The organism is uncultured Sulfitobacter sp. (genome assembly GCF_964021855.1).
In the GTDB taxonomy this organism is placed as follows: domain Bacteria; phylum Pseudomonadota; class Alphaproteobacteria; order Rhodobacterales; family Rhodobacteraceae; genus Sulfitobacter.
On sequence record NZ_CAXHZD010000005.1, the window covers coordinates 101,301 to 125,974 of the forward strand.

Consider the following 24,674-nt stretch of genomic DNA (forward strand, 5'->3'; position numbering starts at 1 on the left):
TGTGGGTATGAGTATGGGTTCAGCCAGGCAGTCCGAGGACGGCCTTGGACAGAATGTTTCGTTGGATTTCGTTCGACCCACCGTAGATCGTGGTCGGCCTGGCCTTATAAAAGCTCGCAAGGACATCGACACTTACGTTGCCGACCTGAAGTGGCCCGATGGTACCGCCGTCGGGGCCGGCAGCTTCGATCATAAGCTCGGTAATGCGCTGAAAGCACTCAGTCACCCAGATTTTGAGCATCGAGACATCCGCGCCGAGCGTTTCACCTCGCTTGAGCTGATCGGCAAAACGGGCGTATAGCGCGGCGTGATCTTCAACATCGAGTGCGGCTTGGGCAAAGCGGTCGCGGAACACCGGATCATCGAAAGCGCCACGGCCCCGGGCAAAGCTTTCCAGTTGCCCCAGTGCGTTCTGGGCCAGGCTTGGTGAGCCGATGAAGATGCGCTCGAAACTCAGAAGCGCCTTGGCCATCGTCCAGCCCTTGTTCAACTCGCCCACGAGGTTTTCACTGGGCGTACGGGCATTGTCGAAGAAGACCTCGCAAAACTCGGTCTCGCCCGACAGGGTAGTGATCGTGCGCACCTCGACTCCGGGTTGATCCATCGGAGCGAGCAGGAAACTGATGCCCTGTTGTTTCTTGGGCGCATCCGGATCAGTGCGCACCAGCATGAAGATGTGCGTGGCATCATGCGCCATCGTGGTCCAGATCTTCTGTCCGTTGATGACAAATTCGCCGCCATCAATCTCTGCGCGTGTGCGCAGGTTGGCCAGATCGGATCCGGCGCCGGGTTCCGAATAGCCCTGACACCAGATGTCTTCACAACTCAGGATACGCGGCAGCCAATAGTCTTTCTGTTCCTGGGTGCCAAACTTGATAATCAGTGGGCCGACCATCTGCACGCCCATGTCGCGGCCACGATTGACGCCCCAGCGTTGCTGCTCCTCGTAGAAAATCAGAAGCTTGGCGGCGTTCAGCCCCATGCCGCCGTATTCCGCAGGCCAGGCCGGCGCGACCCAGCCCTTGGCGTGCAGCTTGCGGTGCCAATGTTCGATCTCGGCGAACTTGGGACGATGCGGCAGGTGGCGCAGTTCCTCGGGATATTCCGCCTCGAAGAACTGGCGCACTTCTTTGCGGAAGTCCGCATCGCTCGTTGCGTTCCAGTCGGTCATTGTGCTGCCCCCTCTGCTTCGCGTGCATCGAACCAAATCCGTCTGTGATAGGCGTCGTCGCCCAACCAGGCCGACAGCACCAGCGCCCGGTTCAGGTAGAGCCCGATATCGAACTCATCGGTGTAACCGACCGCCCCGTGCAACTGGACCGCGTCGCGGGTAATCCTTTTGGCGGTCGTAACCGCACGCGCCTTGGCACGGCTGGCAAGCTGTGCCCGAACCTTCTGATCGGTTTCACGGTCCATCAGCGCCAGAACTTCGCGGACGCCCGCCTGTGCAACCTCGCACATCACGTTAAGGTCGACGGCTCGATGCTGGATGACCTGGAATGACCCGATCGGCTTGTCGAACTGCTCGCGCGTCTTGATGTAGTCGAGCGTAATCTCGAAGGCGCACTCGCTCAGGCCGACAAGCTCTGCCGCGGCTAGCGCCGTTGCATCGGCGACAGCCTCGGCAAGCGCAGCCTGAACCGCGTCGCCGCTGGCCAGTTCCGCGGCCGGTATTCCTGAAAACGAAAGCTCGCCCAGGGAACTGCCGTCGGCCTGCGCCCGCCTGGTCGTAACAAGCCCGTCCGCGTCTGCCTCGGCCAGAACCAGAACCGGACCATCATCTCCTTTGGCCACAACAAGGAAGCCGTGCGATCCGGTCGCGCCGACCACCCAAGCCTTGCTGCCGGTCAGCCGTCCGTCTGCGTATCGGCAGGTCGCATTGGCGGGCGCTCCGCCCGGGCCACGTTCCTGCCAGGCAACCGCCAGTGAAATTTCGCCGCCGATGAGCTGCGCCATCTTCGGATGTTCCGGGCAAAGGCGGCGCAGAAGGCCGAGGCTCAGACCGATCGTCAGCACGACCGGTTCCGGTGCAATCACGCGACCGGCCTCTTCTGCGATGACGCCCCCGGCGGCCAAGCCCATGCCAAGACCCCCCTGATCTTCGGGCACCGCCACGCCGAATACGCCGGCCTCGGCCAATTCCCGGACCATTTTCGGGTCGAAACCGCCGTCGGCATCACGTAGTTTTCTGGCTCTTCCACTTCCGCCCGCGCGCTCGAACAGGGTGCGCGCGCTCTCTCGCAACAGGCGAAGGTCTTCTTGTTCGCTGGAAACTGTATCAGTCTGTGTCATTTTGTTTTCGCTGAATCATCACAGGGGTGTCGGTCGAAAAAACGATCTCGCCTTTGGGGTTTTTGGCGCTGAGCGTATAGTGCAAAATACCTCTGTCGGGCTTGCTTTTGGACGGCGTGACCGAATTGACCGTCATATCAACATCAAGGGGTTCGTTCGGGCGCACTGGCCGCAGCCAGCGCAAATTGTCAAAGCCCATGCCACCGATATTGGCAACATCGACCATCATCTCGGTCATGACAGGCTTGAACACCTCCAGCATCGTCTGAAAGCCCGAGGCGATCAGGCTGCCATGTATGGTGGCCGCATAGTCTTCGTCGGTGTGCAGCCGCTGCGGATCCCATTCCTTGGCAAATGCCTTTATTGAGGCTGCGCTCATCGGGGCGCTGCGAAAGTGATAGACTTGGCCCGGCGCGAAATCCTCCAAATACCTCAAGAAGCATCCTCCTTTGCGAAACCGGAATCGTATCCGCTTGCATCCCTGGAAATCCGTACGCGGTTGAATTCTTCCAGCTTCGGATAGGTTTCCTTGAACGCCACCAGGAATTCGTCCATGGGCGCGTCGAAATAGAGCCCTCGATCGTTCACATATTCCATGTGCCGGTGGTCCTGTTCATCGAACTCGTGGAACAGCGCATCGTGATACCCGTCGAAGACCAGAGGCTTGACCCCGAATCTTTCACACAGCTCCATGTTGAATGCAGGTGTTACCTTGTAGGGCTCACCATCCAGCCACAGTTGAACGTAGCCGTGATAGATGAATAGGTCAGTCCCCATCAACTCCTGCAGCTTAGGGGTGTTCAGGTGGTTGCGCACATCGGCAAACCCAAGTGCGGCGGGGATACCCACAGCACGCAAACAGGCCGCAAGCAGGATCGCCTTGGGAACGCAAAATGCCGCTTCTGCCCCTGCGATCCGGCTGGCACGGTAAGAATCTTCATCCAGCGCAAAACAATATGGGTCGTAACGAATGTCGTCGCGAACCGCTTCAAACAGACGGATCGCCTTGTCCCGCTTGGTTGCATCCAGCGAAAGATCGCGCAAAGCCGCTGTCGCAAACCCCTGCACTTCGAGGCTGTCGCTTTCGACATAGTGCGACGGCATGACAAAGCGCTCGGCTTCTGCAGGCAGGTGGTCATCGGACTCGGCCATTGGATCTCTCCATTTTTCTAACAATTGTTAGAATAGTGATTCACCACCAGCACGTCAACGGGATTTAATCTGTGTCCGGCGCGTCCAGCCCGTAACGCGCATTGTCTTCTCCCAAGGCGGCCGCAACTCCGACCGAGTTGGCCGGAGACCGGAACTCCGGCGCAATTGGTAGCGGCAATGCGGGCGCATTCTGGCCGGATATGCTCAGGGTTCGCCCAAAAACGTCACGCGCTTTGAAATGCGGGTCACGCGACGCCTCGGCGTGCGTTTTTACGACCGAACAGCAACAATCTGCCGCCGCCAGCAAAGGCTCCCAATGGGTCGAGGGCTGTTTCCCCAGACGACGCGCAACTTCCGCAGCACAGGAATCAGGCTCGGACCAGTCATCGCGAAGCGCCGACGGCAAACCGATGACATCGCAGAACGACTGCCAGAACTTTTCTTCCAACGCGCCAACGGCGATCTGACGCCCGTCCGCAGCCGTATAAAGCCGATACCGGGCCAGGCCGCCCGTCAGGCGGCTGCCGCCGCTTTCGATGTTTTGCCCGGCGATCACACCTTCGGCATGGGCCCAATAGGCAAAGGCGAACGCCCCCTCGGACATGGCGATATCCAGATGCGTCCCCTGCCCGCTTGCCTGCCGCGCGATCAGGGCCAGCAGGATATTCATCACCGCCGGATAGGTTCCGCCTCCGATATCGGCGACCAGCCCGAACGGCATTGTCGGTTGGTCATCGGGTCCGCGACTCAGCGACAGGATACCCGCATCGCCGATGTAGTTAAGGTCGTGGCCAGCGGCGCTGGCCTTTGGTCCGGTCTGGCCATAGCCGGTGATCGAACAATAGATCAGACCGGGATTGATCTCGCGCACAGCCTCATATCCCAGCCCGAGCCGGTCCATCACGCCGGGACGGAACTGCTCTACCAGAACATCGGCCTTTTCAAGTAAAGGCCGCAGAGCATCTACCGCGCCCTTTGACTTGAGGTCGATGGCCACCGACCGCTTGCCTTGGTTCAACACAGCAAAGCCGATGCTCTCCCCGTCGATCATGGGTTCCGTGTGGCGTGCGTCCTCACCGACCCCGGGCCGTTCGAACTTGATAACCTCTGCCCCGGCCTCGGCAAGCATGAGCGTCGCCATCGGACCGGGAAGAAGGGTGCTGAAATCCAACACCAGAATATCCTTGAGCGGTTGAGTCATCTTCTGCTCCTCACGCGAAGCGCGCGGCGCCATTGTTCAGAACAACGACGTCGCGTGCCGGGACCGACGCGCGAAACCGGGCCTCGCCGTCCTCTTCCCAAATTTCGAACCGCACGGTTTCGCCGGGATAGACCGGTGCCGAGAACCGAACATCCAGACCGACAAGCCGGGCGGCGTCGTAATCCAGCACCGACTTGAGGATCGCCCGGGCGGCCAGACCATAGGTCGCCAGACCGTGCAGGATCGGGCGGTCGAACCCGACAGAACGGGCGACATCCGGGTCAGCGTGAAGCGGATTGAAATCGCCGCTGAGGCGATAAATGAGCGCTTGGCGCGGCAGGGTTTCGATTTCACAGACGTGATCGGGCGCGCGGTCAGGCAGCGCTGCCGGTGCCGGGCCCGCCTTATTTTCACCGTCAAAGCCGCCATCGCCGCGACAGAAGGCCGACATCGCCACGCGCGCCAGCTTTTCACCGCTGTCCGCGTCGATGATATCGCGGCTTTGGTAGATGACGGCTCCCTTGCCCTCGCCCTTGTCGGAGATGAAGTCGATCTTGCTGCGGCCGACAATCCGGCCATGGGTCGGCAGCGGCTTGTAGATATCCAGCCACTGTTCACCATGTAACACTTGCTGCCAGTTCACACCGGTCTTGGGATCGCGCAGCCAGAAGCCGGGGTACCCCATAGTGACCGCCATCGATGGAACCGTCTTCAGCCCGTCCTCATAGACGTAGGCCAGTTCCTTTTTGTCGGTCGGATCCTCGCCGAACCCTAGGCCGAGCGCATACAGGATGGTATCCCGCTCGGTCAGCGTCTGTTCGATTTCCTCAAAGTCCCAGTTCGACAGTGCCTCGAAATCCAATGGCATTATCTTTCCTCCCTTAATTGCCGTCAGAGCGTGTTTTGCGATCCAAGTATTGCCGTGACCTGACTGGACAGCACACCGCCGTTGCCATGCGCCAGCGCCAGGTCGATATCCTTCAACTGAATGCCCGGCGCGTCGCCACGGATCTGACGCGCAGCCTCGATCACGGTGAAGATTCCGTACATCCCGGGGTGCACGCAGGACAGGCCCCCGCCATTCGTGTTAACAGGCAAGATGCCGCCAGGCGCGATGCGCCCGCCTTCGACGAAGGCCCCGCCCTCGCCCTTGGCGCAGAACCCCAGATCTTCAAGAAACAGGATGGTATTGATGGTGAAGGCATCATAAAGCTCGACCGCCTGGATGTCCGCAGCGGTCACTCCGGCCGCAGCAAAGGCGCGCGCGCCCGAGTCGCGGGCGGCGGTCACGGTGAAATCTTTCATCTGCGAAATCTGCCGGTGCGAGCTTTCCGCAGCACTGCCCAGCACATAGACAGGCGCCTTTGGGAAATCCCGGGCGCGGTCCGCGCGGACCATTACGATCGCGCCGCCGCCGTCGGTGACAAGACAACAATCGCGCACGGTCAACGGATCGCCCACCATGCGCGCGCCCAACACGTCCTCGCGGGTCAGCGGGCCGCGCTCGAACGCTTCGGGATTGTGGTGCGCCCAGGCCCGCGCGGCAACGGCCACGTCGGCCAGTTGTTCGCGGGTGGTGCCGTATTCATGCATGTGCCGCGCCGCGGCCATCGCATATGCCGAGATCGGATAGCGCGGATTGTACGGCGCCTCATAGGCCGGCGGGCGCGAGGCGGTCACCAGTCTGCCCGACGCGGTGCGCTGGTTGGAGCCATAAACAATCAGGGCGACATCACACAGGCCGGCATCAAGCGCCATGGTCGCTGACGTCAGATAATTCACGAAGGATGATCCACCCGACATCGTGCCATCAATGAAACGCGGCTGAATGCCCAGATACTCAGCCGCCATAAGCGCCGGCATGCTGTCTTCCATCATGGTGCAGAACAGCCCATCGACGTCGGACAGATTCAGCCCGGCATCGCCAAGCGCTGCAAGTGCGGACTGCGCCATGACATCATATGCCGTCAGACCATGTGCCTCTCCAAAACCGGCATGACCGGTTCCCACGATGGCGGATTTTCCCCGAAGTTCAGCGGTCATATCTTATCCCTCCGATGGCTTGAAAAGCACGGCCGGAGCGCCCTCGGCCTCGCTCACGAAAGCGGTTACAGCCATGTCGATGGCGACCTCACCTGGAGCAATGCCCTCGACCCGGCTCATCATCCGAACGCCCTCGTCCAGCTCGACAACGCACACATTGTAGTCACCTCCCCGTTCGGGCTTTCGGCGCACGACGGTTGTGGTGTGGACCCGTCCCTTGCCGGTGGCCTGCTTCCATGAAATCGCGGCGCCATGACAATGGGGACACAGGACGCGCGGGAAAAAATGATAGGCCTCGCAGTCTTCGCACTTTGGCAGCAGGATCTCTCCCTTTGTCAGTGCGCCCTGGAAAATCTGGTCTGGTCCTTTGGCGTCCGGCACCGGCGTTCTCCTTCAAGTAATCAATTCTCTGGTTAAGCGTATTGATAATAAATCTAACAAATGTTAGATTTAGTCAACCTCTTTGGAACATTTTCGGGAAACTCATGTCAGGTTCAGATTTAGCCCCCCTTTCTGGCAAACTCATAGTTGCGCTGGAACAGGCAGTCGCCGCGCCTTTTTGCTCCTCGCGACTGGCCGATGCCGGCGCGCGCGTGATCAAGATCGAACGCAAGGGCACAGGCGATTTCGCCCGCGCCTACGATACCGCCGCCAATGGTGAAAGCGCCTATTTCACATGGCTGAACCGAGGGAAAGAATCGGTCGCCCTGGATATTAAAGCCGGCGAGGACCGGGAAATCCTGCTCAGGATGCTGGAAAACGCGGATGTGTTTATTCAAAACCTGCTGCCGGGCGCGCTGGTCAAGCTTGGGCTCGATTCCGCCACGCTGCGAGAGAGGTTCCCGCGTCTCGTGACCTGCGACATCACCGGATACGGTGAGGACGGTCCGATGCGCAATGCCAAGGCCTATGATCTTCTGGTGCAATGCGAAAGCGGTCTGGCATCGGTGACCGGCACGGCGGACGGACCGGGGCGGGTTGGCGTTTCCGTCTGCGATATTGCCACCGGTATGACAGCCCATGCCGGAATTTGCGAAGCACTTGTCGGGCGTGATCGCACCGGCAAGGGCAGCGGTGTTTCGGTGGCAATGTTTGACGTGATGGCCGACTGGATGTCGGTTCCGCTGCTATATCACGATTACCTTGGCAAGCCGACACCCCGTGTCGGACTGAACCACACGGTCATCTGCCCGTACGGGGCCTATGCGTGCAAGGACGGTCAGCTTGTCGTCATTACCGTGCAGCACAGCGGCGAATGGCAACGGTTCTGTGAACACATACTGGGCGACGCGCCTCTGGCAACCGACCCCCGGTTTCACGACAACACGGCGCGAATTGAAAACAAGCCCGCGCTCGAAGCGCTCATCAAGGCCGTGTTCTCCTCTCATGACCGCGCCGAGATGCTGAAGCGGCTTGACGCTGCGGGCATTGCCTCCGGGGCCGTGAACGACGTGGCGACCCTGTCCGATCACCCTCAGCTTGACCGGTCCGTGATTGGCACACCCTCCGGCGAGATCAAGGTCCCGACACCCCCGATCCGGCGCAGCGTCGGCGAAACGACACTGGGCCCCTGCCCGGCCTTCGATGCGGAAGGCAAAGCCCTTCGCGCCGAGTTCTACCCTCGTTCAAAAAAAGGTTGGGCAACTAAATGACCGCTGAGAAAAAACCCGCGATCCTTCAAGGCGTGAAGATCGTGGATCTGACTTCGGTCGTTTTCGGACCTTTGGCGACGCAAATGCTGGGCGATCTGGGGGCCGATGTGATCAAGGTGGAAGGCCCAGAGGGCGATCTTCTTCGCCAGGTCCAGCCATCACGCAACAAACTGATGGGCGCCGCTTTTCTGGGTACCAACCGTAACAAGCGCAGTGTCGTACTCGATCTGAAGACGCAGACCGGTCGGGATCGATTGCGCAAGCTGCTTATCGATGCCGACGTGATGATTTCAAGCATACGGCCTGCGGCGCTAGCCAGATTGTCTCTCGATCCCGAAACCCTACGCCAGGAAAATCCGAACCTGATCACGGTATCTGCCACTGGATTCGGGCAGGACGGACCCTATGCCGCCCGACCCGCGTTCGACGATGCCGTCCAGTCGGTTTCCGGGTTAGCTAGCCTGGCAACATTGCGCGATCCCGAAGCGCCGCCCGCATATGCCCCTACGATTCTAGCCGACAAGCTTGGCGGCGTGACGGCCGCCTATGCCGTGATGGGAGCCCTGTTCCACCGCGAGCGTACGGGAGAAGCCCAGCATGTCGAGGTGCCGATGTTTGAGACGCTGGCCGCCTTCCTGCTGGCCGAACATCTGGATGGTGCCACCTTCGAAGAGACCCCGCAGGATTTCGGCTATGCCCGGATGCTGGTTCCGCATAGGCGTCCGGTTAAGACGGCAGATGGATATATCACAATTCTGCCCTACACCAACGTACAATGGGCGCGGTTCTTCAAGGCGGTCGGGCGCGATGACATGATCGACCACGTCTGGGTCACTGACATGGACACCCGTAGCCGCAACATCGGCGCTGTATACGATATGGTGGCGCAGATTGCCCTAACTCGGACAACAGATGACTGGCTTGCCCTGATGGAGAATGCCGACATACCCGCCATGCCGGTGCGCAACCTGTCGGATTTGCCGAACGATCCCCATCTTGCCGCGACCGGGTTCTTTCAACAGATTGATCACCCAACCGAAGGTGCGATCTGGACGACACGCCCGCCGATACGATTCTCGGCAACGCCGGCGCGGCATGATCACCGCCCTGCCCCTCGACTGGGGGAGCACAGCGAAGATATCCTCGGGCCGGGAGAAGAATAACCCCCCCCGGCACCGAACGGATCAAACATCCATCGAACGTGCGATCAGTTCCTTCATGATCTCGTTGGTGCCGCCATAGATCATCTGGACCCGGCTGTCGGCATAAAGGCGCGCGATCGGGTATTCCATCATGAAACCATAACCGCCGTGCAGTTGCAGGCATTCATGCATGACCTCGTTTTGCGTCTGGCTGCCCCACCATTTCGCCATCGAGGCCGTGGCCGCATCAAGTTCGCCCTTTTCGAGGCGCACGAGCCCGTCATTGACGAAGGTGCGCAGCAATTCGGCCTTGGTCTTGCATTCCGCCAATTTGAAGCGTGTGTTCTGGAAATCCATGATGCGGTTACCAAATGCCTTGCGGTCCTGTACATATTTCACAGTTTCATCGATGGCAAAGTCAATGAAGCCTAGCGCGGTAACGCCAATCATCAGCCGTTCCCAAGGGAGCTGCTTCATCAACTGGTAGAAACCTTGCCCTTCTTCCGGGCCAAGCAGGTTCGCCGTAGGCACGCGCACATCCTCGAAGAACAACTCAGCCGTATCCGATCCCTTCATGCCCAACTTCTTCAGGTTCCGTCCCCTACGAAAGCCTTCGGCGTCCTCGGTTTCCAGAACGATCAGCGAAACGCCCTTGGCGCCAGCGTTACGGTCGGTCTTTGCCACGACGACAACCAGATCGGCTGTATGTCCGTTGGTGATGAAGATCTTCGAGCCGTTGATCTTGTAATGGTTGCCATCCTTTTCCGCATGGGTCTGGACGTTCTGGAGGTCAGAGCCCGTTCCTGGCTCGGTCATCGCGATCGCCGCGACACTGTCGCCGCTGACCAGCTTCGGCAACCACTTTTTCTTCTGTTCTTCGCTGCCATAGGCGTTGATATAATGGATTACGATGGACTGGATGCCATAGCCCCAACCCGTGTCACCGGTGCGCCCTTGCTCGTAAACGGTAATCGCATCGAACCCGATGCCGCCACCGAACCCGCCATATTCTTCGGCAATCGAGCCACCCATGACACCCTGTTGACCGACTGTTTTCCAGAAGTCGCGGTCAACAATGCCCTGCTCCGCCCATTTTTCGATGTTTGGAGCCATTTCGGCATCGAAAAGCTTGCGTGTGCTATCCGCGAACATCTTATGTTCATCTGCGGCCCAGGCCGAACTATTCGTAATCAGAGACATTTTGGAATCCATTCCTAAGGTTGGTATTGCCATAAATCTAACATCTGTTATTTTTTCGGCAATGGCCCAGTCTCAAGGCAAACGCCGCGTTATTTTGCTCGAGACGGCTTTCCTGAACTGGCGCGGTATCAACTTCCTACTCCCAGGCAAGTTCCACCAAGGCACCGAACGCGCAGGTCAGGGTAACGGGCTGACACTGGGCAGTACACGGCCTGCGTGACGCAAAAAATGAAGAACCGGAGTGAAAATGAAAGATATCGTAGTATTGGATGGTGTGCGAACAGCCATCGGAACCTTTGGCGGCTCTCTTTCGGGCACGTCTCCGATCGAACTGGGTAGCATAGTGGCGAAAGAGGCGCTTGCGCGTTCAGGTGTCGAAGGCAAGCAGGTTGGAAACGTTGTTTTTGGCCATGTTATTAACACAGAGCCGCGCGACATGTATCTTAGCCGCGCGGCGTCTATTGCCGCTGGCGTGCCAGAAAAGGCGCCCGCAATGAACGTCAATCGGCTCTGCGGTTCTGGGCTACAGGCTATTGTGTCAGCGGCGCAGTCGCTGATGCTGGGTGATGCAACAATGGCTCTTGCCGGTGGCAGCGAAAGCATGAGCCGCTCGCCCTATATCGTGCCAGCCATTCGCTGGGGGCAGAAAATGGGTGACACGGGTGCAACTGACATGATGCTCGGCGCGTTGAACTGTCCGTTTGGCACCGGGCATATGGGCGTAACAGCGGAAAACGTCGCCGCCGAATACGACATCACGCGCGAAGCTCAGGATGCGTTTGCCCTTCAAAGCCAGGAGCGCGCTCTGAACGCGCTCAAAGAGGGGTATTTCAAATCCCAGATCGTTCCCGTCGAGGTCAAGGTCAAACGCAACACTGCTTCTTTTGACACCGATGAACACCCCAAGGCGAGCACAGTTGAAATGCTCGGCAAACTGCGTCCGGCCTTCCAGAAGGATGGCACCGTGACGGCGGGGAATGCTTCGGGTCTCAATGATGGGGCCGCCGCAGTTGTGCTGGCCACGGCAGATGCTGCATCAGATGCAGGGTTGAAACCGCGCGCACGCCTGCTTGGATATCATGTTGCAGGAGTACGCCCGGACATCATGGGAATCGGGCCAATTCCGGCTGTCGAAGGACTTTTGAAACGTACAGGCCTGACAATTTCTGATTTCGACGTCATCGAGTCAAACGAAGCCTTCGCGGCTCAGGCTTTGGCCGTGAGTAAAACTCTTGGTCTGGATGGCAACAAGGTGAACCCCAACGGCGGCGCAATTGCTCTCGGACATCCTATCGGGGCGTCGGGGGCCATAATCTTTGTCAAAGCGCTCTACGAGCTGGAGCGTACCGGCGCAAAACGCGCGCTGATTACCATGTGTATCGGTGGTGGGCAGGGGATTGCCCTAGCCATAGAAGCCATATGAATTAGAGTCTATGGGCACCTCAAAAAAGCGGTTCCCTTTCAATTAGTAACAAGATGAGCATACAAAAAGGCCCGCCGGATGGCGGGCCTTCTCGCATTTGATGTGACGCAATTTACAGTGCGTCAGTCAGGGCCGGGACGGCCTCGAACAGGTCGGCGACCAGGCCGAAGTCAGCAACCTGGAAAATCGGTGCTTCTTCGTCCTTGTTGATCGCGACGATGATCTTCGAGTCCTTCATGCCAGCCAGGTGTTGGATGGCGCCCGAGATGCCAACGGCGACATACAGTTCGGGGGCAACAACCTTGCCGGTTTGACCCACCTGCCAGTCGTTCGGGGCGTAGCCCGAGTCGACAGCAGCGCGCGAAGCCCCAACGGCGGCGCCCAGCTTGTCAGCCAGCTTCTCGATCAGGGCAAAATCCTCTTCAGATCCGACGCCACGGCCACCGGACACGACCACGCCGGCCGAGGTCAGCTCGGGGCGGTCCGATGCGGCAACCTTGTCTTCGACCCATTCGGACAGGCCGGGGTTGTCGGCAGCACCGATGGTTTCGACTGCGGCCGAGCCGCCTTCGCCAGCGGCATCAAAGGTCGAGGTGCGGAAGGTGATGACCTTGGTCGTATCCAAAGATTTGACGGTTTGCACGGCGTTGCCGGCATAGATAGGGCGTTCGAACGTGTCTGCATCGACAACGCCAGAGGCGTCCGAAATCACCATCACGTCCAGCAGCGCAGCAACGCGCGGCATGACGTTCTTGGCGTCGGTCGTGGCGGGTGCCACGATGTGCGAATAGTCACCGGCCAGCGACACGATCAGCGCGGCGGTGGGTTCCGCCATGCGGTGACCCAGCGACGCATCTTCAGCGACCAACACCTTGGCGACACCGTCGATCTTGGCGGCGGCTTCGCCAGCTGCGGCGGCGGAAGCACCCGCGGCCAGAACGGTCACGTCGCCCAGTGCCCGGGCGGCGGTGACGGCTTTGGCGGTGGCGTCCAGCGCCAGTTCACCATTGTTGACTTCGGCGAGTAGAAGAACAGCCATTACACAGCCCCCGCTTCTTTGAGTTTCGAAACCAGCTCGTCAACCGAGCCGACGATGATGCCGGCGGCACGTGTTGCCGGCTCGGTCGTTTTGACCACTTCAAGACGCGGCGAAGTGTCGACGCCGTAATCGGCGGCGGTTTTTTCGTCCAGCGGCTTCTTCTTGGCCTTCATGATGTTGGGCAGCGAAGCGTAACGCGGTTCGTTCAGGCGCAGGTCCACGGTGACGATTGCAGGCATGTTGACCTTGATGGTCTGCAAACCGCCGTCGACCTCGCGGGTCACCACGGCCTTGTCGCCGTCGATGTCCAGTTCCGAGGCGAAGGTGCCTTGCGACCACCCCAACAGCGCCGACAGCATCTGGCCGGTGGCGTTCATGTCGTTGTCGATGGCCTGTTTGCCCGCGATCACCAGACCGGGGTTCTCCTCGGCGATGACGGCCTTGAGGATCTTGGCGACGGCCAGCGGTTCGATGTCGGTGTGGACGTCATCAGCGGCGTTAACCAGAATGGCACGGTCGGCGCCCATGGCCAAAGCGGTGCGCAGGGTTTCCTGCGCCTGCTTGACGCCGATCGACACGACGACGACTTCTTCGACCTTGCCGGCCTCTTTCAGGCGGATCGCCTCTTCGACCGCGATTTCGTCGAACGGGTTCATCGACATTTTGACATTGGCGAGATCGACACCGCTTCCGTCCGCCTTGACGCGGACCTTCACGTTGTAGTCGATCACGCGTTTGACAGGCACAAGCACCTTCATCTACGTTCTCCTTTGGTTCTTCGATATGGTTTCCACCGACCTATCGGTCATTGAATTCGGGGTTTCTTTTCTCTGAGAACGCTTTCATGGCCTCTGGAAAATCATGCGCGCACAGCAGAACGCTTTGGGAATCGCGTTCGATGTCCAGAGCCTCCAGATAGCTGCACTCCGCCGTGGCGCGCATCACGCGCTTGGTTGTCTGGACACCGAACATCGGGTGTGGTGCGATCTCGCGGGCAATTTCCAGAGCGCGTTGCTCGACCTGGTCGGCGGGTACGCATTCTTCCACGACGCGCAGTTCCTTGGCGGTGCGCCCGTCTATTTCACGACCTGTGAGAACAAGCATCCGCGCCACGCCCGCGCCGGCACGTTGCTGAAGCAGCCAGCTCGAGCCGGTGTCGGGACAGCCGCCGATGCGGGCAAAAACCTCGCACAGCCGGGCATCTTCGGCCGCTACGACGATATCCGCCGACAGGGCCAGGCTGAGGCCGGCACCAAATGCTACTCCGCATACAGCAGAAATCAGAGGCTTGCGAAACAGATAGGCCGCGCGTCCGCCATCGTGAACCCGGTCGACCATTTCCGATGTCGCCCTTGCGCCTTTCGCGATTTCAGCCTGAAATCCAACGAGATCGCCGCCGCTGCTGAAATGATCGCCACCGGTCATGACAACGGCACGGATCGTATCGTCCCGTTCGGCTTCGCGCAGGAGTGTCACTAATTCCTCTACGAATGCAATGCTGTAAGGGTTGCGTTTAGTTGGCTGAAGAAAACGCAATATTCCGACATGGCCATCCCTGTCCAGACGAATAAGTTCAGTCATTCCAGTCTCCATCAGGTTCCAGTCCAGACCGGTGCGCGTTTTTCGGCGAATGCCCTGGGGCCCTCAATCGCGTCGTTGCTGGCGTATACAACCTCGTGCAGGCGCTTACCCTCTTCGAGGCCACCCGCACAGCCCAGGTCCATGGTCGCGCGAACGCCGCCCTTGGCAGCGATCACCGAAAGCGGGGCCCCGCTGGCTATGCGTTTGGCAAGGTCGAATGCCCGTGCGCGAACGGCATCGGGGGTGTCCTCGATATAGTTGGTGAACCCGTATTCGTGCAGACGCTCGATCGGCATCAAATCGCCGGTCAGAACGATTTCCATAAGGATGGGCTGCGGCAGCATGGACAGCGCCGGCGACGCCCAAGGCGATCCACGACCGATCTTTACCTCGGTAATGCCAACCTTGGTCCCCTTGAGACCGACCCGCAGATCGCAATTCAGCGTCAGCATCATGCCGCCCGCCATCAGCGACCCCGTCATCGCCGCGATGATCGGCTTCTTGCAGGCGCGCATGGTCTCGTGAAATGGATCGCGCATCTTTGACAGGATATCGACGCCTTCGTCGCGCGCGATTTGCGTGGCTTCCTTGAGGTCCAGCCCGGCGCTGAAAACACCGCAATCGGCCGAAGTCAGAATGGCCACACGAACGCTGTCATCCGCCTCAATCTTTTCCCAGGCATCCGTCAGCCCGTTCGTCGCGGCCACGGAAAGCGCATTCTTGCGTTCGGGCCGGTTGATACAGACGGTTGCAATGCCGTCTTCGATTTTCACATCAATAGGGCTCATGATACCTGCTTCGTTTTAACTGGGGAAATTCTGATGCGAAGCTTCCCCGCGACATGTTTGCCGCGGGGAAGTTCCTGCTTATTCGACAGAGAACGACTTGGAACTGTGCTTGATGACTTCCCACACAACGTCGAGATAGTCGGCGCTCCAGTCGGTCAGCGGAACCCAGGTTTCGCCATTCCACTGTTCGACTCGGGTCTTGCCGCCGCCGCCGTGGTCTTCACCGGTTACGGTCACCGGGGCCATGACGCCGTCGCCATCGAAGTTCTCGATCGATTCATAGGCAGCCTTCATGCTTTCCGGTGTGATCGGCCAACCGTTTTCGGTAATCGCGATACGTGCAGCTTCAAAGCCGACCGAGTAGATGGCCATGCCGGTGTTGTAGTACACGTCGCGAACAAGGCTCTCGGGACCGCTGCCCTTGCCATTGGCATAGTAGGTGTCCAGCATCGTCTTGACGATCGGAACTTCCTGGCCACCGGCCACGTTGGTCCCGCGCAGGATGCCTTTCGCCTCTTCGGCACCGATATTGGCGATGTCGACTTCGTTCAGCCAGTTGACCGACAGGTAACGGTCGATCGGGAACCGATTGCGGCGCATTTCCTTGGAGGCGACCACGTGTCCGCCAGCAAGCAGCCAGCTGATCACGTAATCTGGCTTATCACGGCGGATATTGCTCCATGCGCCGGCTTGATCCGACCCGGGGAGCGGCACAGGATAAAGCTCCAGCTCAAACCCTTCCCTTTCAGAAAGTGTTTTCAGGATCTCGATCGGTTCCTGACCGAAGGGATAGTCCAGATAGATGAACCCGATCTTTGCTTTGCTCAGATCACCGCCCATCTGGCCTTTGATGAAGGCAACATCATTTGCCGCCTGCTGCCAGTACGTCGGACCGACCGGGAAAACCCATTCGAACACGTCGCCGTCAACCGCGTCGCCGCGGCCAACGAAGGACTGCATCAGAACGTTTCCGTCCTTCATGGCCCGCGGCAGGACCGCGTTCGTGACGGGCGTGGAAAGAAAGTTGAAAAGGAAAACACCGTCACGCTTGAGCTGCTCATAGCATTCCACGCCACGTTGCGGTTCGTTGCCATGGTCGCGAATGATGATTTCAACCGGATGGCCTTCGATTCCACCGTTTTCGTTGGTGTACATCGCCAGGTCCTGGGCTGCCTGGGCCACCTGCGGTGAAATGAACGTGTACGATTTACTGAGGTCGAAGCAGAGTCCGAAGCGGATCGGCTCCTTGTCCTGCGCCGCAGCCACCGTCGCGCTTGTTGCCAATGCGGCAGTAAGGGCCACCGCCTTGATGTGCTGTTTGATTTTCATATTCTCTCTCCCGTTGGTTGAGTTTAGGGCGGCTAAACTGTTTTGTGAGCGCCGCCGCCCTGTACAGCGCCACCCTTCCTGCTATCAGTCTGTCACTGCTCGTATTTTGCGGAACTTTCCTTAACCACGTCCCAAACGACATCGCCGTATTCAGAAATCCATTCGGTTTGCGGCACCCAAGCCTCTCCGTCCCACATTTCGATGCGCGTCTGGCCACCGCCGCCATGGTCTTCGGCCGTTACCGTAATGGGGGCCATCAACCCGTTGGCGTCATAACCCTTCAACGACTCAAGTCCCGCCTTGTAGGATGTCGGAGTGATCGGCAGCCCTTCGAGTTCGACCGCGTTGCGCGCGGCTTCGAACATGATCGAATACATGGCCAGCCCCGTATTATAGAAAACGTCCTGCGTCTTCTCAATCGGGCCCGAGCCCTGTCCGTTGTCATAAAGCTCGGTCATGATCTCCTTGAACAGGGCGACATCCTGACCGCCCACGACATTGGTACCGCGCTTGATGCCCTTGGCCGCATCAGTGCCGATATTGGCAATATCGACCTCGTTCAGCCAGTTGACCGAAATGTATTTTTCCATCGGGATGCGATTGCGCTGCATCTCTTTCGATGCGACCACATGGGCACCGCCCAGCATCCAGACGATCACATGATCGGGCTTGTCGCGGCGCACCTTGGACCATACTCCGGCCTGGTCGCTGCCGGGCAGCGGAACGGGGTAAAGCTCAAGCTCGAAACCCTCTTTCTCGGACAAGGTTTCCAGAATCTCGATTGGCTCCTGTCCGAAGGGATAATCGAAGTAAACAAACCCCACCTTCACGTCCGACAAGTCGCCGTCGTGCAATTGCTTGATGTAGGCGACGTCGTTGGCGGCCTGCCCCCAATAGGTAGGCCCGATCGGATAGACCCAGTCAAAGACCGTGCCATCCACGGCATCGCCGCGGCCGACAAGCGATTGCATCAGAATGCGCCCATCTTCCATAGCCCGTGGCAGGATGGCCAGAGACACCGGGGTGGACAGTGTATCGAAGACGAACACACCCTCGCGGCTGAGCTTGGAGTAACACTCGATCCCGCGCTGCGGTTCGTTCCCATGATCGCGCACGATAACCTCGACCGGTTCTCCTCCGATACCGCCCTTCATATTGACCAGCTTGGCGAGATCTTGTGCCGCCTGGGCAACCTGCGGCGTGGCAAAGGTATAGGCTTTGCTGAGGTCGTAGCAGACGCCAATCTTGAATGGCTCAGCCAGCGCCTGGGTGCCGAACATCGCTCCGCCAACCATTGAAAACACGGCCAACGCTTTGGTAAGTTCCTTCATTTGATCCTCCCTGAACAATTTCTGAATAGTACCTCAGCTCAGCCAACGTTTGCGTCGGCTGTAGTGCTTGACGTTGTGGAAATCGGTTTCTTCTCCGCCGCCCAGATAAAATTCCTGAATGTCGGAGTTGGATTTGAGCGCCTCGGCCGTGCCGTGCATGACAACGCGGCCGTTCTCAATCAGATACCCTTGCGAAACAATCTCCAGAGCGGCCAGCGCGTTCTGCTCCACCAGCAGGACGGATACGCCCTCCTCCTGATTGATCTTTTGCAGGATGCCGAAGATTTCCTCGACCAGGAACGGGGCAAGGCCGAGACTTGGTTCGTCGAGCATCAACAGTTTCGGCTGCGTCACCAGCGCCCTGCCGATGGCCAGCATCTGTTGCTCGCCACCAGACAAATAGCCTGCTTGCGAATTGCGGCGTTCGGCAAGTCGTGGGAAATAGTCGTAAATCTTTTCTTTTTCCGCATTCAGCGCCGATCGGGACATTCCGCGCGGCGCAGCAGCGGTCAGGTTCTCGTCGGGGGTCAGGTGTTCAAAGACCCGCCGCCCTTCGATGACGTGACAGATACCCATCCCGACGCGGTTTTGCGCGAGCACTTCGGTTATTTCTGTTCCCTGGAAGGTTATTTCACCTCGGCTGATGCGTCCGCGCTCTGCCTTCAGAAGACCGCTGATCGCTTTCAACGTGGTGCTTTTGCCCGCGCCGTTCGAGCCCAAGAGCGCGATCATCTCGCCTTTTGGCACCTTGACCGAAACACCTTTGATCGCCAGCATTACATTGTCGTACAGCACCTCGACACTGTTCATGGACAGAATGTGCTCGGCTTCAACTTTTTCTTGCATCGGCATTTCCCTTATTTCTTGAACTGATCGAAGGGCCAGACCATCAGATAGTCTCTGATGTTGCCGTAGAGTTTTCCCAAACCGAGCGGTTCGATCAGAAGGATAATGACGATCAGTGCGCCATAGACCGCATTCGGGATGTGAGCGAGCGTTTCAACATTGATCTGCATACCAAGCCCCTCGCTCACCGTGACGACGAGACCGTTCACCAAACCGGGGACAAGAAGGATCAGAGCAACACCGAAATAGGATCCGATTACGCTGCCGAGGCCGCCAACGATCACCATCGCAAGAACCTGGATAGATACGGTGACCGAAAACTGCTCCGGCGCGGCAAGAAAGAAGAAGGTGGCGACAAGCAAAGCACCACTGACGCCCGCGATGAAAGACGAAGTCGCGAAGGCTAGGATCTTGTAATAGAAACTGTTCACACCCAGGATCGCGGCAGCAAAGTCTTTTTCGCGTACCGCGACCAGGGCACGACCAAGCCCAGTGCGTTTGAGATTCAGCATGAAGATCGTCACCAACACACACCATCCGAAGGCGACATAGTAAAAACCGGTATCAGAGGTAATATCCTGCCCAAGAAACGCCAAAGTTGGTGACTGGAGCGATGCGTGCGAGCCCCCTGAAATCGCCGGCGAGTGGGTCAGAACCCAGTCCATCACGAATTGCATCGCAAGAGTCGTGAGTGCGAGATAGAGACCCTTGACCCGCAATGCGGCAAAGGCGAACAGGCTGCCGATCACAGATGACGTCAACCCGCCAATGATCAGGGCGAATTCCCATGGCACGCCGAAACGCGCCGCGTGGATCGCCGAATACGCCCCGACGGCCATGACCGCAGCATAGCCCAAGTGAAGTTGGCCAGCCCAACCTGTCACCAGGTTAAGTCCAAGGGCGGCGGCCGTCCAGATCAGCCACGGAAGCATGTAACTGTTCAGGTAGAGCGACGGTATGATGAATGGCGCGGCAAGTCCAATCAGGAAGATGAATACAGCCAGGTTCCGGTCAGCAGGTACCTTGAAGATACGACTATCGGATACATAGTTGGCGTGATGGACGCCGGAAAGTCTATAAAACATCCCTTAGACCCTTTCGATGTCGTGACGGCCGAACAGCCCGTGCGGACGGATCATGACCGTAAGAATGAGCACGGCGGCGACGATAAGCTCGCGGCTTCCGCCTCCGACAAGCGGATCCAGAAGATCGGCACCAACGTTTTCGACGACGCCCAGAATGATGCCCGCGATCACTGCGCCGAGGATACTGTCGAGTCCACCAAGAACGGCCACCGTCAGACCCTTCAGAAGCAACAGCGACAGCGCCTGATCGACACCCTGAATCTCGCCCCAGATGACGCCTGCGGCGACGGCAACAACTGATGCCAGTGCCCAGGACAACCCTACGCCGCGCTCAACCGAAATGCCGACCGACCACGAAGCCATGTAATCATCCGCGATCGCCCGCAACTTGATCCCGGTCCGGGTTCGGAAGAACAGCATGAAGGCGACAAAGAGTGCGAGCGCAACACCGGCACCGACAAGATGGATGCGGCTGACGAAGATGTCGCCCAGGAACAGCGGTTCATAGCTGACCCCCAAATCAACCGAACGGGATGTCCCACCCCAGATTGCAAGTGTTGTCCCCCGCAGGAAGATGTCCAGGCCAAGTGTCAGCATCAGGATCATGACGACCGGACGGCCCGCGAGACGGCGCAGGGCAACACGCTCAATGCCAAATCCCAGGCCGAACATGATCACCGCAGCAAGCGGAATGGCCAGCCACAGCGGCAGACCCGCGTCATGTGAAAGGGCAAGAACCACATAGGCCCCGACCATTGTCAGCCCACCCTGCGACAGATTGGGCACCGAGGACGCTTTGTAGATCAGCACGAGGCCGATAGCGAAGAGCGAATACAAGAGACCCGTCAAGGCTCCATTGATCGCAAGTTCAGATAGAAAGACCCAATCCATTTATACCTCCCTGATGGGAAGGCTTCTTTCGACCTTCCCTATTTCCCCTGTCTCGTAAGTCACCTGCGCGCTTACGTGGACATCTTTTGAACCGTCGTAGAGCGCCGCGATCACGTCGGCATAGCGTTCCTGTACAACCTTGCGTCGCAGTTTTCGGGTCCGCGTGATCTCACCATCGTCCGGGTCGAATTCCTTCGGCAGGCTGACAAAGCGTTGCAGGCGCAACGGCTCTGTGACGGCCTTATTTACCCGTTCGAATGCCCCGTGCAGCAGCGCCGCGACCTCGTCACGTTGCGACAAATCGGAATAGGACACATAAGGCACGCCGTTCACTTCGGCCCAGTGTCCCACTGCCTCGAAATCCACGCAGACCATGGCGGTCAATTCATCCAGGCCGGCACCGATAACAGCCGCATCCTTGATATAGGGGCTGAACTTCAACCGGTTCTCAATGTAGTTTGGCACATAACGCTCGCCTCCGGCTGTATGCATGACCTCGGAGACACGGCCCAGAACAACCAGGTGTCCGTCATTCTCCAGATAACCGGCATCGCCGGTATGCAGCCACCCGTCCTCAAGCGCTTCGGCGGTCGCTTCGGGTTTGTTGAAGTACCCCTCAAACACGCTGTCCGAACGCACCAGGATCTCTCCGTCTTCGGCAATTTTCACCTCGACGCCAGGCGCGGGTTTGCCAACGGTATGGAGGCGCACCTCGCCCGGAGACTGAATCGCATTGATCGCGCTATTTTCGGTCTGGCCGTAGAGTTGGCGCAATTTGATTCCCAGGGCTCGGTAGAAAACAAACGTGTCTTCGCCGATTGCTTCGCCGCCAGTGAACGCGTTCTTCAGACGACTCATCCCGAACTGGTCCTTGATCGGACCAAAAACGATCGCCTCGCCCAAAAGTCGGCCCAAAGGCTCTAGTGCACCGCCGCTAATGCCATTCAGCTTGCGTGTCTCGGCGGCAATCGCCCGGTCCATGAAGAAATGGTACAGCCATTTTTTGACCGGGGTCGAGTTCTCGATACCCACTTGGATCGTCGTCAGCATCTGGTCCCAGCTTCTCGGCGCCGCCAGATAGAATGTCGGAGCGATTTCGCGCATGTCGCGAACGACGGTTTCCTGACGTTCAGGCACGTTCACGGTGAACCGGCAGAGCAGCGCCGCCGCGACGGTAATGGCGAAGTCGCCCACCCAGGCCATCGGCAGATAGGCGAGGATTTCCTCATTGTCGTCGAATGCACCCGCTGCATGCCCGTTCCTGGCCGCAGCAAGAACGTTCTTTTGACTCAGAACGATACCTTTCGGTTTTCCCGTGGTCCCTGACGAATGCATGAAAATGGCCGGATCGCCGGGCTTTGCCCGACCAAAGAGATCTTCGCGCAAGCCCGGGGTTTCATTAAGATCGTGCTGACCGACTTCGATCAGGTGATCCCAGGACATCAGCCCTTCAACCTCATAGAATCCGAGGCCTCGCGCTTCATCATAAATGATGTGGTCGATACCCTCGGCGCCCGCGTCCTTCAGTTCCAGGATCTTGTCTACCTGCTCCTGATCTTCGGCGATGGCCGCGACGATTTCGACTTCGCCAAGAAAGTGCCGAAGTTCTTCGATTGTCGCGCCCGGATAGGCAGGCATTGCATAGGCGCCCAGCAACGAAACAGCCAGCATGCCGCCGTACAACCGTGCACGGTTATCGCCCAGAATAAGTACTGCCTTGCCCGGCTTTACGCCGATTTTTTCAAGTCCGGCCGCGCAGGCAAGCACCTCTTCGGCGTATTCCGCCCAAGTGGTTTCTTTCCAGATCCCGCGTTCCTTTTCGCGAAGCGCGATATCCTTTCCGTGGCGCGACGCGTTTTGCGCCAGCAGTGCACCAATCGTATCGCCGCCCGAAGACTGTTTTTGCGTCAAATCAGTCATGCGACCCTCCGATATATGCCTCGATGACCCGCGGGTCTTTTACAACGTCCTTCGGGATGCCGCTGGCGATCATTTCGCCATAATTAAGCGCCAGCATCCGATCACAGATGCCGGTGATGACATCCATATGATGCTCGATCAGCAGAACGCTGACGCCGCGTTCGGCACGGGCATCCAGAATGAAGCGGGACATATACCCCTTCTCTTCCTGATTCATGCCTGCCATCGGCTCATCGAGTATCAACATTTGCGGCTCGGCCACCAATGCCCGCGCAAGTTCGACCCGTTTTTTCAGCCCGATCGGAAGACCATCGACCAACTCATGTCGGATGCTTTCAAGCTGTAGAAACTCGATCACCTCCTCGACGATCTTACGGTTCTCGATCTCTTCATGCCGCGCCGCCCACCAATAAAGCGCCGTGCGTAAGACGCCCGGTTTCATGTGGATGTGCCGCCCGAGCAGGATGTTGTCCAGAACGCTCATCCCGTTGAAAAGGGCAAGATTCTGGAACGTCCGCGCAACCCCGAGCTTGGCAACCTTATGAGGCGCTGTGCCCGTGATGTCTTTTCCCGCCAGCCGGACAGTGCCTACGTTTGGCGGATAAAACCCGGTAATTGCGTTCGTTAGCGTTGTCTTGCCGCTACCATTCGGTCCGACAAGCCCAAAGATTTCACCTTGCCGAATGACGAGATCAACTCCGGTGACAGCAACGATGCCGCCAAACCGTCGTTCGACCCCGTTGCACTCCAGAAGCGCCCCGCCATCGGTACCAACTGCTATTTTATTCTTCGTTGTCATCTGGATCTTATTGTCCCCATTAAGGTTCATGGCTTTCATCAGGAAATCAGGAAATGGTCCGGTCGACCCGTTGGCCATGGGTCCCCCCACAATTGCTGCCCACCGTCGATGTTCAGAACTTCACCGGTAACAAACTTTCCTGAGTTGGCCGCCATATAGACAACACCTTCAGCGACATCCCATTCGTCCCCGGCGTGCCGCATCGGATTGGAATCCTGGAAAGTTGCGGCACCCTCTGGAGGGTAGTTCCCGAAACCGTTGCTTTCGCAGCAACCCGGTGCCACGCAGTTCACGCGGATATCATGCGGCGCCCACTCCACCGCCACCGATTTGGACAGGTAAATCACCCCCGCCCGAGCTGCACAGGTATGAGCGATGCCAGGCATCCCGCGCCAGATATCCGCCACGATATTTACGATGGAACCCGGTTGCTTGTTCTCAACCCAGTGGCGCGTCGTGGATTGCATCATCCACCAGGTTCCGTTGAGGTTGGTGTCAATGACGGCGGTCCAGCCTTTCGGGGAAAAATCCAGCGCAGCCTGTGGAAACTGCCCCCCCGCATTGTTCACCAGAACGTCTATGGAGCCGAATTCCTGATTCGTCTTAGCGACAAAATCCTCGACCTGTTCAGGGTCACGGATGGTCATGGGCACGGCGAAAACTCTGCCCCCAAAACTCTCGAGGTACTCTTTGGCCGAGGCCAGCTTTTCCTCGTTGCGTCCATTGATCGCCAGATTGGCGCCCAGCCTGGCGAACAGAGCCGCAATCGCCAGCCCCAAACCTCCGCCTGCGCCGGTTACAACGACGGTTTTGCCCGCGAACAAATCATGTGCGTAAACGGTTGTGCGTTTTGACAGGTCTTCTCGCGAAGACCCGAACTGCGTCTCACTCATGACGCCTCCTCCCTTTTCCCCTATTGCGGGGCTTTGTCTGATAATCTAACGGACGTTAGAAAAATAA

Annotated in this window: 25 protein-coding genes; 4 read left to right on the forward strand and 21 right to left on the reverse strand. The window is 58.6% G+C overall.

Translation table 11 applies throughout. From position 1 onward, the window contains the following. Nucleotides 1-19 precede the first annotated feature (19 nt). The 8 genes from AADJ11_RS16495 to AADJ11_RS16530 form a co-directional block, all read right to left on the reverse strand. A complete protein-coding gene (locus AADJ11_RS16495; RefSeq protein WP_101657240.1) occupies nt 20-1,171 on the reverse strand; it encodes an acyl-CoA dehydrogenase family protein in 1,152 nt (383 codons plus the stop codon). After that, on the reverse strand, nt 1,168-2,292 hold the full coding sequence (locus AADJ11_RS16500; protein ID WP_027238736.1) for an acyl-CoA dehydrogenase family protein: 1,125 nt from the start codon (nt 2,290-2,292) through the stop codon (nt 1,168-1,170). Before AADJ11_RS16500 ends, AADJ11_RS16495 begins: the two co-directional genes overlap by 4 nt. Further along, complete coding sequence (locus AADJ11_RS16505; protein ID WP_027238735.1) at nt 2,279-2,728, reverse strand: MaoC family dehydratase; 450 nt, start codon at nt 2,726-2,728, stop codon at nt 2,279-2,281. The genes AADJ11_RS16500 and AADJ11_RS16505 overlap by 14 nt, the downstream gene beginning before the upstream one ends. After that, entirely contained in the window at nt 2,725-3,444 is a 720-nt protein-coding gene (locus tag AADJ11_RS16510) for a transglutaminase family protein (protein ID WP_027238734.1), read from the reverse strand. The genes AADJ11_RS16505 and AADJ11_RS16510 overlap by 4 nt, the downstream gene beginning before the upstream one ends. Before the next feature lie 64 nt (nt 3,445-3,508). After that, nucleotides 3,509-4,645: a CaiB/BaiF CoA-transferase family protein gene (locus tag AADJ11_RS16515; protein ID WP_027238733.1), complete on the reverse strand. Its 1,137-nt coding sequence runs from the start codon at nt 4,643-4,645 to the stop codon at nt 3,509-3,511. Between the two features lie 10 nt (nt 4,646-4,655). Beyond that, on the reverse strand, nt 4,656-5,513 hold the full coding sequence (locus AADJ11_RS16520) for a MaoC/PaaZ C-terminal domain-containing protein (protein WP_027238732.1): 858 nt from the start codon (nt 5,511-5,513) through the stop codon (nt 4,656-4,658). A gap of 23 nt (nt 5,514-5,536) precedes the next feature. Then, nucleotides 5,537-6,688 carry a thiolase gene (locus AADJ11_RS16525; protein ID WP_027238731.1) on the reverse strand — a complete coding sequence of 384 codons (1,152 nt, stop codon included), beginning with the start codon at nt 6,686-6,688 and terminating at the stop codon, nt 5,537-5,539. 3 nt (nt 6,689-6,691) lie between these two features. Continuing rightward, nucleotides 6,692-7,069, reverse strand: coding sequence for an OB-fold domain-containing protein (locus AADJ11_RS16530; protein WP_027238730.1), 378 nt, complete (start codon nt 7,067-7,069; stop codon nt 6,692-6,694). 104 nt (nt 7,070-7,173) lie between these two features. On the opposite strand from AADJ11_RS16530, the gene AADJ11_RS16535 reads away from it, so the two are divergent. Continuing rightward, nucleotides 7,174-8,340 (forward strand): CaiB/BaiF CoA-transferase family protein, encoded by a 1,167-nt coding sequence (locus AADJ11_RS16535; RefSeq protein ID WP_027238729.1) that lies wholly within the window; start codon nt 7,174-7,176, stop codon nt 8,338-8,340. Next, on the forward strand, nt 8,337-9,503 hold the full coding sequence (locus tag AADJ11_RS16540) for a CoA transferase (RefSeq protein ID WP_101657236.1): 1,167 nt from the start codon (nt 8,337-8,339) through the stop codon (nt 9,501-9,503). Before AADJ11_RS16535 ends, AADJ11_RS16540 begins: the two co-directional genes overlap by 4 nt. 21 nt (nt 9,504-9,524) lie before the next feature. On the opposite strand, the gene AADJ11_RS16545 is transcribed toward AADJ11_RS16540, so the two are convergent. Next, nucleotides 9,525-10,682, reverse strand: coding sequence for an acyl-CoA dehydrogenase family protein (locus AADJ11_RS16545; RefSeq protein ID WP_027238727.1), 1,158 nt, complete (start codon nt 10,680-10,682; stop codon nt 9,525-9,527). A gap of 61 nt (nt 10,683-10,743) precedes the next feature. Between AADJ11_RS16545 and AADJ11_RS16550 the strand changes: the two genes are divergently transcribed. Both AADJ11_RS16550 and AADJ11_RS16555 read left to right on the forward strand, forming a co-directional pair. Next, nucleotides 10,744-10,902: a hypothetical protein gene (locus AADJ11_RS16550; protein ID WP_161631283.1), complete on the forward strand. Its 159-nt coding sequence runs from the start codon at nt 10,744-10,746 to the stop codon at nt 10,900-10,902. A 27-nt stretch (nt 10,903-10,929) separates the two neighbouring features. Next, the gene (locus AADJ11_RS16555) at nt 10,930-12,105 is read left to right on the forward strand and encodes an acetyl-CoA C-acyltransferase family protein (RefSeq protein ID WP_027238726.1); all 1,176 of its coding nucleotides are present in this window, start codon (nt 10,930-10,932) and stop codon (nt 12,103-12,105) included. A 112-nt stretch (nt 12,106-12,217) separates the two neighbouring features. On the opposite strand, the gene AADJ11_RS16560 is transcribed toward AADJ11_RS16555, so the two are convergent. The 12 genes from AADJ11_RS16560 to AADJ11_RS16615 form a co-directional block, all read right to left on the reverse strand. Continuing rightward, on the reverse strand, nt 12,218-13,144 hold the full coding sequence (locus tag AADJ11_RS16560) for an electron transfer flavoprotein subunit alpha/FixB family protein (RefSeq protein ID WP_111368636.1): 927 nt from the start codon (nt 13,142-13,144) through the stop codon (nt 12,218-12,220). Further along, the gene (locus tag AADJ11_RS16565; protein ID WP_319828968.1) at nt 13,144-13,902 is read right to left on the reverse strand and encodes an electron transfer flavoprotein subunit beta/FixA family protein; all 759 of its coding nucleotides are present in this window, start codon (nt 13,900-13,902) and stop codon (nt 13,144-13,146) included. Before AADJ11_RS16565 ends, AADJ11_RS16560 begins: the two co-directional genes overlap by 1 nt. Nucleotides 13,903-13,942: 40 nt before the next feature. Beyond that, nucleotides 13,943-14,725: an enoyl-CoA hydratase/isomerase family protein gene (locus tag AADJ11_RS16570; protein WP_319828967.1), complete on the reverse strand. Its 783-nt coding sequence runs from the start codon at nt 14,723-14,725 to the stop codon at nt 13,943-13,945. Between the two features lie 11 nt (nt 14,726-14,736). Further along, entirely contained in the window at nt 14,737-15,513 is a 777-nt protein-coding gene (locus tag AADJ11_RS16575; protein ID WP_319828966.1) for an enoyl-CoA hydratase-related protein, read from the reverse strand. Between the two features lie 78 nt (nt 15,514-15,591). Next, nucleotides 15,592-16,842: an ABC transporter substrate-binding protein gene (locus tag AADJ11_RS16580; protein ID WP_341235582.1), complete on the reverse strand. Its 1,251-nt coding sequence runs from the start codon at nt 16,840-16,842 to the stop codon at nt 15,592-15,594. A 92-nt stretch (nt 16,843-16,934) separates the two neighbouring features. Further along, nucleotides 16,935-18,173 (reverse strand): ABC transporter substrate-binding protein, encoded by a 1,239-nt coding sequence (locus AADJ11_RS16585; RefSeq protein ID WP_341235583.1) that lies wholly within the window; start codon nt 18,171-18,173, stop codon nt 16,935-16,937. A 33-nt stretch (nt 18,174-18,206) separates the two neighbouring features. Beyond that, on the reverse strand, nt 18,207-19,019 hold the full coding sequence (locus AADJ11_RS16590; protein WP_027238719.1) for an ABC transporter ATP-binding protein: 813 nt from the start codon (nt 19,017-19,019) through the stop codon (nt 18,207-18,209). An 11-nt stretch (nt 19,020-19,030) separates the two neighbouring features. After that, on the reverse strand, nt 19,031-20,104 hold the full coding sequence (locus AADJ11_RS16595; RefSeq protein ID WP_027238718.1) for a branched-chain amino acid ABC transporter permease: 1,074 nt from the start codon (nt 20,102-20,104) through the stop codon (nt 19,031-19,033). Between the two features lie 3 nt (nt 20,105-20,107). Then, nucleotides 20,108-20,995, reverse strand: a complete 888-nt coding sequence (locus AADJ11_RS16600) for a branched-chain amino acid ABC transporter permease (protein ID WP_027238717.1) — start codon at nt 20,993-20,995, stop codon at nt 20,108-20,110. Next, a complete protein-coding gene (locus AADJ11_RS16605) occupies nt 20,996-22,915 on the reverse strand; it encodes an AMP-binding protein (RefSeq protein WP_027238716.1) in 1,920 nt (639 codons plus the stop codon). It abuts the gene before it with no gap. Then, nucleotides 22,908-23,714 carry an ABC transporter ATP-binding protein gene (locus AADJ11_RS16610; protein ID WP_027238715.1) on the reverse strand — a complete coding sequence of 269 codons (807 nt, stop codon included), beginning with the start codon at nt 23,712-23,714 and terminating at the stop codon, nt 22,908-22,910. Before AADJ11_RS16610 ends, AADJ11_RS16605 begins: the two co-directional genes overlap by 8 nt. Nucleotides 23,715-23,752: 38 nt before the next feature. After that, on the reverse strand, nt 23,753-24,607 hold the full coding sequence (locus AADJ11_RS16615; RefSeq protein WP_027238714.1) for an SDR family oxidoreductase: 855 nt from the start codon (nt 24,605-24,607) through the stop codon (nt 23,753-23,755). Nucleotides 24,608-24,674: the final 67 nt, after the last annotated feature.